Below are 11,111 nucleotides of genomic sequence, written 5' to 3' on the forward strand. Positions count from 1 at the left end.
GGAACAATCATGCGGCGTCTCATCTTCGTACACGGCATCAACAACCAGGACCTCACCAAGGCGCAGATCGAGACCAGCTGGTCCAAGTCGTTTCGTGACACGCTCGGCAGGCTTGCGGATGCCTGGTGGGATGATGTCGAGATACGCACCGCCTACTATGCGGACGTTCTCTACAAGGAGGAGCAGTCGTGGGAGAGCGGCGCGCAGGCCGTCGCGGCGATGGCTGTCGGGGGTCCCGACAGCGACTATGCGCCGAATGACCTGGCGGCGCTCTATCTCGAACTGCAGCGCGCGCATGGCATCACCGACGCACAGGTCGAAGCTGAACTCCGGCCGGGCGAACAGGCGCAGGCCAACCGTATGGCGGCCGGCATCCACAAGAGCTGGCTCAAGGCCATCACCCGCGCCCTCGAAAAGGTCATCCCCGGGGCAGCCGGCGGGCTGGCCGAGAAGTTCCTGCGGCAGGCCGCGACCTACCTCAACAAGCCAGGTGTCTACGACAAGATCAACACGCTGGTGCGCGGCCAGGTCTTCGACAACTTGGTCGAGCCGCAACGCACCGTCATCGTCAGCCATTCGCTCGGCACAATCGTTAGCTATGTGCTGCTACGCCAGATGCCGGACGCCCCGCAACTGCCGCTGTTCGTAACGCTCGGCTCGCCGCTCGGTATCCGTATTGTGCGCGATCGCATCCAGCCGCCCTACATCACCCCGCCCATCGCTTCGATATGGCTGAACGGCAGCGACAAGGAGGATTTCGTCGCGCTGCAACCCGGGCTCACCGCCGATACGTTCGGTAAGGCGAAGGTCACCAACATCGCCACGCTCGACAATGGCTACGAGGACGCGCATTCGATCGAGAAATACCTCGCGCAGCCGGCGATCGCGCTGGCCATCGGCCAGGCATTGGTATGATCGATCCGATGGCGGGACCAGACGGCCGCGGCTTCCGCATCATCATGGATGTAGCCGAAGCGTCGGCCAACTCGCGCCATCGGCGTCGACCGCATCCTGTCGCTTGCCGTCGAACGTGATCGCCTGACGAAGCAAAGCCGCCGATGGGCATGTCATCGGCGGCGGCGCCGCGCGCTTTCTGGAGCTGCCTTACTGATTGATCTCCGGCTCGACCAGCTTTGCCAGGTTCCGCAGCGATTCCTGCCAGCCGAGATAGCAGGCCTCGACCGGGATGACGTCGGGGATGCCGGCCTGGGTGATGTCGATTTCGGTGCCGACCGAGACTTTTTTCAGGATCACGGTGACCTGGATCTCGCCAGGCAGGTTGGGGTCGTCGAACCTGTCGGTGTAGCGCAGGCGCTCGCCGGGAACGAGTTCGAGATACTCGCCGCCGAAGGCGTGGCTGCCGCCGGTGGTGAAGTTGCGGAAGGACATTTTGAACGTGCCGCCGACCTTGGCCTCGAACTGATGGACCGTGCAGGTGAAGCCGTTCGGCGGAAGCCACTTCGCCAGCGCGTCGGCTTCGACGAAGGCGCGATAGACCTTTTCGGGGCTGGTGGTGAGAACGCGGTGCAAACGTACGGTACCGGGCATATCCTGTCCTTTCATGATGCCTGTTCGATGTCCCAAGGACGAACGGGGCTTGACCGATCCGACACGGGCTCGCAAATTTTCGAGAACCGGTCGCGGACCCAGCCTATCTCTGCATGTCGTTGTCGCAAAACCGCTGCACGCTTTTGGACGACATGCACTGGCGTAGGCCAATTCGGCCTGATTTGGGACTCGATGTTGCGGCGGCTGGACCAATCGTCGCAAATGACGAACCCGATAGCCATTATGAGGAGAGTGTTTATAACGGTCGCTGAAATCGCGATATCCAAGGGGAGACGATGCGCTACATACGTCCGCTTTCAATCGAAGATGCCGTCGGCCAATTGGCCGGATCGGCTGGCACGGCAGCCATTCTGGCCGGAGGCAGCGACCTCTTGGTGAGGATGAAGGGGGGCTTTGTCGAGCCCGACCTGATCGTCGACATCAAGTCGATCGCCGGCTTGAGCGACATCCGCGAAACCGCGGACGGCTTCAGCATCGGTGCTGCCGTTCCCTGCGCCGTGCTGGGCGAGAACGCCGCCCTGAAAAAGGCGTGGCCCGGCGTCGTCGAGGCGGCCAAGCTGATCGGCTCGAAGCAGGTGCAGGGACGCTGCACCATCACGGGCAATCTCTGCAATGCTTCGCCGGCCGCCGACAGCGTGCCGGCGCTGGTGGCCGCGGGCGCCAAAGCGGTGATCGCCGGCCCTTCGGGCAAGCGCACCATTGCCGTCGAGGCCGTGCCGACCGGGCCGGGCAAGACCTCGCTCGCCAAGGGCGAGATCATCGAGGCGATCCTGCTCGACAGCCAAGCGCCGCGTTCGGGCGATGCCTATCTGCGCTTCATTCCGCGCACCGAGATGGACATTGCCGTGGTCAGCGCCGGGGTGAACCTGACGATCGACGAGCATGGCGTCGTCACGGCGGCCCGCGTGGCGCTGGGCGCGGCGGCACCGACGGTGCTGCTGGTGGAAGAGGCCGCCGAGGCGCTTATCGGCAGGAAGCTGGACGAGGCCGCGCTCGAGCGGCTCGCCAAAGTCTGCGCCGGCGCCTGCCGCCCGATCGACGACAAGCGCGGTACCATCGAATTCAGACGGAAGGTCGCGGGCGTGCTGGCCAGGAGAGCCGCAACGACCGCCTATGCACGTGCAGGAGGCAAATAATGGCTGGCATCGCAGTCTCGACGACAATCAACGGCGACACGATTGAATATCTCTGCCAGCCTGACGAGACGCTGCTCGACGTGCTGCGCGACCGGCTCGGCCTGACCGGCGCCAAGGAAGGCTGCGGCACCGGCGACTGCGGCGCCTGCAGCATCATCCTCGACAACCGGCTGGTCTGCTCGTGCCTGGTGCTCGGCGCCGAGGCCGAAGGCCGGCGCATCGAGACCGTCGAAGGCATGGCGCATGGCGACCAGCTGCACACGCTGCAGCAGAAATTCCTCGAGCATGCCGCCCTGCAATGCGGCATCTGCACGCCTGGCTTCCTGATCGCCGCCAAGGATCTCCTGGCCAAGAACCCCGACCCGAGCGAGGAGGAGATCCGCTTCGGTCTGGCCGGGAACCTGTGCCGCTGCACCGGCTATGACAAGATCGTGCGCGCCGTCCAGGACGCCGCAATTGTGATGAAGGGAGCCTGAAGATGAATTTCGATCCGCGTTTTTCCGGGCGTAAATTCGCATCCGTCGGCACGCGCCCCATCCGCCCCGACGGCGTCGACAAGGTGACGGGCCGCGCCCGCTACGGCGCCGACTTCAACATGGCCGGCCAGCTGGTCGGCCGGGTGCTGCGCAGCCCGCATGCACACGCGATCATCCGCAAGATCGACATTTCGAAGGCGGAAAAGCTGAGCGGCGTGAAGGCGGTGATCACGGCGAAAGACCTGCCCGACCTCACCGATGGCGATGCCGCCATGTACGACATCCTCGACAATTGCATGGCGCGCAGCAAGGCGCTCTATGACGGCCATGCGGTGGCCGCGGTCGCCGCGATAGATGCCCGCACGGCCAGGCAGGCGCTGAAGCTGATCGAAGTCGAATACGAGATCCTGCCGCATGTCACCGATGTCGACGAGGCGATGCAGCACCACGCCCCGCTGATCAACGACACGATCTTCACCGAAGGGCTGGAGGAAAAGCCGGCAAAACCCTCCAACGTCACCAAGCGCAGCCAGTTCGGCCATGGCGACGTCCACCAGGGTTTCGGCCAGGCCGACTTCATCGTCGAGCGCTCCTTCAAGACCGAGCAGACGCACCAGGGCTATATCGAGCCGCATGCCTGCGTGGCGAGCGTCTCGTCCGACGGCACCGCTGACCTGTGGGTGTGCACGCAGGGCCATTTCGTCTATCGCCAGCACTGCGCCCAACTGCTCGGCATGGAAGCCTCGAAGCTGCGCGTCACCTCGTCGGAGATCGGCGGCGGCTTCGGCGGCAAGACCCATGTCTGGGCCGAGCCGGTGGCGCTTGCCTTGTCCCGCAAGGCCGGACGGCCGGTGAAGCTGGTGATGACCCGCGACGAGGTCTTTCGCGCCTCAGGGCCGACCAGCGCGACCTCGATCGACGTCAAGATCGGCGCCCGCAAGGATGGCACCATCACCGCCGCCGAAGCGACGCTGCGCTACAGCGCCGGCCCCTATGCCGGCTCCTGGGCCGAAATCGGCGCCATGACGGCGTTCGCCTGCTACAAGCTCGATAACGTCAAGACGGTCGGCTACGAAGTGCTGGTCAACCGCCCCAAGACCGCGGCCTATCGCGCGCCGTCGGCGCCCATGGCGGCCTTCGCGGTGGAAAGTGCCGTCGACGAGCTCGCCAAGGAGCTCGGCATGGACCCGGTCGACTTCCGCATCAAGAACGCCGCGCAGGAAGGCACGCGCTCGTCCTACGGCCCGGTCTACGGGCCGATCGGCATCGGCCCGACGCTGGAAGCGGTGAAGAACCATCCGCACATGAAGGCGCCGCTCAGGAAAAACCAGGGCAGGGGCATGGCCTGCGGCTTCTGGTTCAATTTCGGCGGCCAGACCTGCACCGACCTCAACATCGGCATGGACGGCTCGGTGTCGCTGGCCGTCGGCACGGTCGACGTGGGTGGGTCGCGCGCCTCGCTGTCGCTGGTGGCGGCGGAGGAGCTTGGCATCGCCTATGAGCACGTCAAGGCCATCGTCGCCGACACCTCATCCCTCGGCTACAACGACATGACCGACGGCAGCCGCGGCACCTTCTCCTCCTCCATGGCGACCATCTCGGCCGCCCGCAACGCGATCAAGATCCTGCGCGAGCGCGCCGCGCAGATGTGGGACATTTCCGTCGACGACGTGGTCTGGGAACAGGGCCACGCGGTCGCCAAGGGCGAGAAGCACGACAATCTCGGCAAACTGTCGCTGAAGGAGATCGCGGCCGAATCCGGCAAGACCGGCGGGCCGATCGCCGGCCACAGCGAGCTCGTCGCCGACGGCGCCGGCGTCTCCTTCGCCACCCATATATGCGACATCGAGGTCGACCCAGAGACCGGCTCGACCCGGGTGATCCGCTACACGGTGGTGCAGGACGCCGGCAAGGCGGTGCACCCGACCTATGTCGAGGGCCAGTACCAGGGCGGTGCCGCGCAAGGCATCGGCTGGGCGCTCAACGAGGAGTATATTTACGGCAAGGACGGAAGGCTGCAGAACGCCGGCTTCCTCGACTACCGCATCCCGGTGTGCTCCGACCTGCCGATGATCGACACGCAGATCCTGGAAATCCCCAACCCCAACCACCCCTATGGCGTGCGCGGCGTCGGCGAAACCTCGATCGTGCCGCCGCTGGCGGCGATCGCCAACGCGGTGTCGAACGCGGCCGGCGTGCGCATGACCCACATCCCGATGTCGCCGCCACGCATCCTGGCGGCCATCGAGGCGGAACGGGGAGAGTAGGGCGAAGGCTGGCGAATGGTTGAAGTCACCCTTTGGGGCGCGCTCGGCCAGCTCGCCGGCGGCAAGAGCAAGGTCGAGGTCGAGGCCAAGGACATCAGGGAACTGTTCAGGAAACTGGCTGAACAGTATCCCGGGTTCGAGCCATGGATCGATCGCGGCATTGCGGTTGCGATTGATGGGGTGATTTACCGGGATACGTGGGGGAAGACGCTGCCGCCGGGGGCGGAGATTTTTCTGCTGCCGAGGTTGGCGGGTGGGTGAAGGGGGGCAAGCGCCTCTCCAACGTTAACACCAAGCTCTCGAACGTCTAGAGGGGCCGAAAACGGACTGACGGCTTTCAGGGTGCCAAAATTGCTAACCTGCCGTTATCTGACGGAAGGAGGTCCCAGACTGCAATGTTGCGCGATTTTGCATAACCCAAACGCTAACATCAAGATTGCCTATGATGTGTTCGAATGGGAACAAAACTTTCGCATCAACATATGGATCCCCGGTGACGCGTTATTTTCGCAATCCCCTATAGCGGTGCATAAGAGAATTAGATGCATTGCTCTTGTTATAATACTCTTATAGAACATAGAAAGAACGGTTGCGAGTTAGCTGGTATTCGAAACTAGCTCAGGTAGCGATTGCAATTGGTGAGATTTCGTTGTTCGGCGGGGGAGTCGCAGACAAATTCGGCAATATCTATGAGGCGCTGTGGGCTGTCCGACAGCTACTTGCCGTCTTTCGTGCTGATTCGCGTTCGATCCGCCTCGAAGGCATTAGCTCAGCATTCAGAGGCTTTGAGTTCGCCATCGATCACGGAGACTATACGTCCTGGCATCAGACAAAGATCAACTCACCTGGACAGAACTGGACTATTCGGGCGCTTGAGCAAGAGGGCGTTCTTTCGGCTTTCGCTTCAAGGCTCCGCGCCAATAGTCAAGACCGCTGTGTGTTTGTATCGCAGAGTCCGGCTGTCGATCTGGTTGGCCTTGCGGACAAGGCCGCGTATGCAAGCGACTTTTCCGACTTTGACGAGGCTCTGCCGGACACTTCACGAGAGAAATTCAAAAGTTTCCACACCACTGTTGGGATCGCACGTGAGACCGCGTTCGATTGGCTTCGCCGATGCGACTTTCTCACGATCCCCCAACAGGAAATCACCAGCACCATCGAAGCATTCGGAGCTCTTTTGTTCCAAGGTGCAGCGACCGCCGTATACCCGGCCCTTCGCACATACCTCGAAGAACGGATGAACAGAGACCTCTCGACTGAGATCATCCGCGAAGAGATACGGGACGCGGCCAACCTGCGGATCAAGGATTGGTTACTCGACCCGACGTTGCGTCAACGAATAGAGGCTGAAACCCGATGCCTACTTGGAGACATACACCCCGTTTGGCGCGGCAGGTCACGTCGTTACCCGAATGCTGCCCGAGGAGATTGTGTCTCTGCTGCGGGACGAGAGCGGCCCTCGTGTGATCCTGCTCAGCGGTGTCGCAGGATCTGGCAAGTCTGGCGTTGTTCGCGATGTTTTAGACAGGCTGACAACCGAAGGCACACTGCATCTAGCCCTGCGCATCGACCAACATCTACAATGCAAGACGTCCGCCGATTTAGGCGAAAGCCTATTCGGTCGGAGCGAAAGTCCGACAACGATGCTGAAAGGGCTTGCGCCCGACGACACGACGGTTCTGCTCATCGATCAAATCGACGCCGTGAGCGAAGTGTCCGGAAGAAACGGCGCGACCAAGAATGCTATTTTGCGAATGCTCGACGAGGCGCAGCGCTACGCAACTGTACGAGTGGTGTTGATCTGCCGCTCATTCGACATTGAAAGCGATGAGCGTATCAAACAGCTTCGGCAAGCTGATGGTGTCGTTCAGATCGATGTACCGCTTCTCGATTGGGCTGCCGAGGTCGTGCCGGTAATTGCCGCCTTGGGTGTCTCGCCAGACGCTCTTGATGCTACCCAAAAGGCACTTCTGTGTTTGCCGCTGAATCTGGCTGTCTTCGCGGACATCGCGAGTGACGGTGACACGCAGTTTGCCAGCCGCAACGATCTCTTTGCCAAACTTCTGCAGCGCAAAGAACGACTCATCGCCACTAACCGCGATCAGGCCAGTTGGTCATTGATGGCAGCGTTGACTGAGCTCGCCCATTGGATGAGCGATCGGCAGCGTTTGGACGCGCCCTTCAGCGTGTTGGATGGTTTCCCGCGTTGCGTGGACATCTTAGCATCCGAACACCTCATCGTCCGTTCTCGCGGCACGGTCAATTTCTTCCACGAGAGCTTCTTTGACTACATATTTGCCCGAGCCTTTGCCGCACGAACGCAGACGCTCGTTGAGCTTCTTACGTCGACCGAGCAGCATCTTTTTCGGCGGACGCAAGTGCGCCAGATTCTCGAAAGCTTGCGGCAGAGCGATCCATTTCGCTATCTTCGTGAACTGAAGCAAGTCATCACGACCAGTGATATTCGGTTTCATATCAAGATTGCTGTGGTGCAATGGCTTGCGGCATTGTCGGCGCCGACCGAGCAAGAGCGTGACATCGTGCTGGCGATGGATGTCTCCGACCAACCCTTTTCGGTGCCGGTTCGCACCGCCTTTCAGGGGTCTGCGGGTTGGTTCGACGTACTGCATCCCACTGGTTGGATTGCGGCTCAGCTTGCCAGCGCCATTGAGGCGCGAAAGCGCGCTGTGCTGTGGTGGCTTGGCAATATCGCTGGCACACGAGCGCAACCCATCGCGCAAATACTCGATACGTGGTGGGACGGCGACGGCGCCAGAGGGGCAGAGTTGCTGAACTGGTTTGGCTACGTGCGCCGCCAAGGCCCCGATCAGGCATTGATCGATCTTTGCCAGCGGGTCATCCAAGCGCGGCCACCTGGGCTCTTCGATTCCAAAGGCAACTTTCGCCGTGAGCTACTTATCGCCACATGGGCCGGTGGCGAAAGCAATGCCGGAGCTGCCGCGATCTTGAAGGCATACTTCGACGCCTGGTTTGACGAGTATCCCGACGTCAATCCATTCGAGCGTGAAGAGATACGGGACGTTGACTTGCATTCTTTGGGCGAGCTCGGGAAAAAGGCACCCCTCGCACTTCTGGATGGATCAATCGACGCGCTGGCGCGGGCGTTCGGAATCATCGCGAACAAGATCAAGGCCGGCGGATTCGACTATTCCTTCAGTCATCGCGCTTACAGGGGGCACAATTCCGGGAGCGATAAGTATCTTGAGTTCATCCGCGCCGCCTTGAGAAAGGTCGCAGCTCAGGATCCAAACGAAGCGCGGCGAATACTCCATCGGCTTGATCCACAGAGCCATGAAGCCGCTGCGCACCTTTATCTCGAAACGATAACGGCGAACCCCAAGCCGCTGGCAGGGGAATTGTTACCTCTCTTGAGTGTGCCGACAATTTTCCATGCTGGATGGATCGGCGCCGGTTGGCGCTCGTTCGCCGACGCAGCGAAGGCAGCGATGCCTTATCTGGATGAAGCAAGTCTCATGGCAGTGGAGAATGCCATCCTGTCTCACCGACCGGAACTGGACTACGCTGTCAGATCGGCGAAGCAACTTAAGGCAGGAGACAAAGACGCATTGGCATGGAAAACGCCCAAGCGCGTCGTTGGGCAACTTGCGATTAGTGGGCAGGTGGAGTTCTGCATCCTTGAAACGATTGGACGCGATTTGCTCAGCTCGCGTGCAAGTCGCCGTCTCGACGAACTGCAGCGTAAGTTTCGCACACGGGAGGTGCAACAGCCCACGAATGTGCGACCGTACAGTGTCGAGTCGCCAATCGACAAAGACAGCGCGGCCCTTATGACCGACGAGCAATGGCTCTCGGCATTGCAGGCTCATAATGAGGACAATGAGCGTCACTACGGCAATGGCTCAGCAACAGGCGGGGCACTGCAGCTTGCTCAGGTGTTGCAACAGCTCACGAAAGAGCATCCTGAGCGATTTGCGCGACTTCAACTACTCATTCCTGGCAATGCCAACCAAGCCTTCATCCGCCAACTATTGTGGGGGTTGGCGGAGGCCGAAACGGTGGAGTTGGAGCCGTTGGAGGCGTCGGTGATTGACGCGCATGCCCGCGAGGGCAGGCCTTTTGGAGAAGGCGTCGTCCGGCTAATTGGGAAGCATCCCGAGCTGGGTCGTTCTCAAACCTGCTGGGACATTTTGGTCTGGCACATCGCGAACGGTGATGCATCCGACAGCGAAGAAATCGACATAGACCATACCGAACGGGAAACGGTATCGATCGACATGTTGCTCGATCAAGCTGGAAAATTATACATTCGTGGGTTGAACGGCACTCGGGGATGGGCGCTAGAGGCTCTTGCAGCCATACTTTGGCATATTCCTGAGCGCCGGGCTGACTCATGGCCGCTGTTGGCGGATCGAATAAAAGCCGAGCCAAAAATAAGCATACGCTGTTGCATCCCTAACCCTATCACTCCGATGTTCAATGAGGACAAGGTTCGGTGCGCCGCCTTGCTCGAGACACTGGCAGAAGGTGGCGGCGGCGTGCAGCGATCGAGACTCGCAGCAGCAGCAATCGATAGGCTGAACTTCCCTCCTCTATGGGTACACTTGAGCGCGCGCAGGCTACTAACCTCTGCGGGCCAGCGGCTCGCGCGCGGATCGGTGGAGCGTCAAACCTCTCATTCTGAATGGTTGTCTCCACTCATCACTCACTCAGCCACGAACCTTCTTCCGTACATTGTCCATCAGGTTCCTACTGTTGGACGGCGGCTGTTGTCAAAATTGCTCAGCTACGGAAATCCGAACATGCGCCTTGTCGCGACCTGGCACGTCATTTGCGCGAGCTACAACGACGCCGATTATGTTGCTCTCGCCGACACGTTGGAGAACGCGTCGTTGGACGCAAGGCGGCTTGCAGCCGACATCGCGTCCCACTCTATTCTACATGATACATTCCGAGACAGAGCGGCACGGAATCTCCGCCGATACTTTGACGACGACGATAAGAGTGTGCGCAATGAGGCTGCAGGCCTATTTCGTGAGATTCCAGCCGATCAGTTCTTTGCGTTTATTGACCTTGCCAAGGTCTTTGTGGCAAGCAAGGCGTTTGAGACCAACTCCTTCGCGCTCCTACATGCACTGGAGAATGCTACATGCAACGTCTCTGGTTTGGTCATCGCGGCTGCAGAACGAGTCTTACGCGAATTGAGCGCTGACAGGGACGCTGCAAACCGCAGAGACATGGACATCCATCAAATCAACGACCTCATCAAAAACGAGTATGCGAGTTCAGAGGATGATCCTGCCCTGAGAAAGCGGTTGCTTGATGTGATCGACCAGATGCTGATGCTTGAGCTTTACGGCGTCGATGAAATCACCAGGACGCACGAACGGTAACGGCAATCCCTTCGAAAAACCCGCCGTTGCCTTTTCCTGGCGGAAATCTACGCAAAGCAGCCATGGAATAGGTTGGCGAAAGTCGACTACCGGTCCGCCCACCTCACCGCAAAACATCTGCCTCATGTAGGGGCGCCATGATCGCGGCAATGCCCTCTTCGATCTCGCGTCTGTTCGCCAGCATCGCATTGCCCACGACGCCAGCGAAGCGCGAATCCCGGTCGCGAACTTCGGTCCGACGCAATCCGTACCGAACCCGTTCCCTCCCTCGCCCTAAGCCCCAACCACCCC

General features: G+C 60.6%; 8 protein-coding genes. 6 read left to right on the forward strand and 2 right to left on the reverse strand.

Annotation, left to right across the window (positions count from 1 at the left end; all coding sequences use genetic code 11):
• The first annotated feature begins 9 nt into the window (after positions 1-9).
• Complete coding sequence (locus CK228_RS27790; protein ID WP_095789880.1) at positions 10-915, forward strand: hypothetical protein; 906 nt, start codon at positions 10-12, stop codon at positions 913-915.
• A gap of 189 nt (positions 916-1,104) precedes the next feature.
• On the opposite strand, the gene CK228_RS27795 is transcribed toward CK228_RS27790, so the two are convergent.
• Positions 1,105-1,548: an SRPBCC family protein gene (locus CK228_RS27795; RefSeq protein ID WP_095789881.1), complete on the reverse strand. Its 444-nt coding sequence runs from the start codon at positions 1,546-1,548 to the stop codon at positions 1,105-1,107.
• 296 nt (positions 1,549-1,844) lie between these two features.
• On the opposite strand from CK228_RS27795, the gene CK228_RS27800 reads away from it, so the two are divergent.
• The 5 genes from CK228_RS27800 to CK228_RS27820 all read left to right on the forward strand — a co-directional run bounded on the left by CK228_RS27800 (position 1,845) and on the right by CK228_RS27820 (position 10,820).
• The gene (locus CK228_RS27800; RefSeq protein ID WP_095789882.1) at positions 1,845-2,705 is read left to right on the forward strand and encodes a xanthine dehydrogenase family protein subunit M; all 861 of its coding nucleotides are present in this window, start codon (positions 1,845-1,847) and stop codon (positions 2,703-2,705) included.
• Positions 2,705-3,181 carry a (2Fe-2S)-binding protein gene (locus CK228_RS27805; protein WP_095789883.1) on the forward strand — a complete coding sequence of 159 codons (477 nt, stop codon included), beginning with the start codon at positions 2,705-2,707 and terminating at the stop codon, positions 3,179-3,181. Before CK228_RS27800 ends, CK228_RS27805 begins: the two co-directional genes overlap by 1 nt.
• A gap of 2 nt (positions 3,182-3,183) precedes the next feature.
• Positions 3,184-5,448, forward strand: a complete 2,265-nt coding sequence (locus tag CK228_RS27810; RefSeq protein WP_095789884.1) for a xanthine dehydrogenase family protein molybdopterin-binding subunit — start codon at positions 3,184-3,186, stop codon at positions 5,446-5,448.
• A 15-nt stretch (positions 5,449-5,463) separates the two neighbouring features.
• Positions 5,464-5,709, forward strand: a complete 246-nt coding sequence (locus CK228_RS27815; RefSeq protein WP_095789885.1) for a MoaD/ThiS family protein — start codon at positions 5,464-5,466, stop codon at positions 5,707-5,709.
• A gap of 1,103 nt (positions 5,710-6,812) precedes the next feature.
• Complete coding sequence (locus CK228_RS27820; protein WP_143750632.1) at positions 6,813-10,820, forward strand: ATP-binding protein; 4,008 nt, start codon at positions 6,813-6,815, stop codon at positions 10,818-10,820.
• A 103-nt stretch (positions 10,821-10,923) separates the two neighbouring features.
• On the opposite strand, the gene CK228_RS35640 is transcribed toward CK228_RS27820, so the two are convergent.
• Positions 10,924-11,111: hypothetical protein (locus CK228_RS35640; protein ID WP_210202903.1), on the reverse strand; the 188-nt coding region annotated here is incomplete at its 5' end.

This window comes from Mesorhizobium sp. WSM4312 (assembly GCF_002294875.1).
GTDB lineage: Bacteria > Pseudomonadota > Alphaproteobacteria > Rhizobiales > Rhizobiaceae > Mesorhizobium.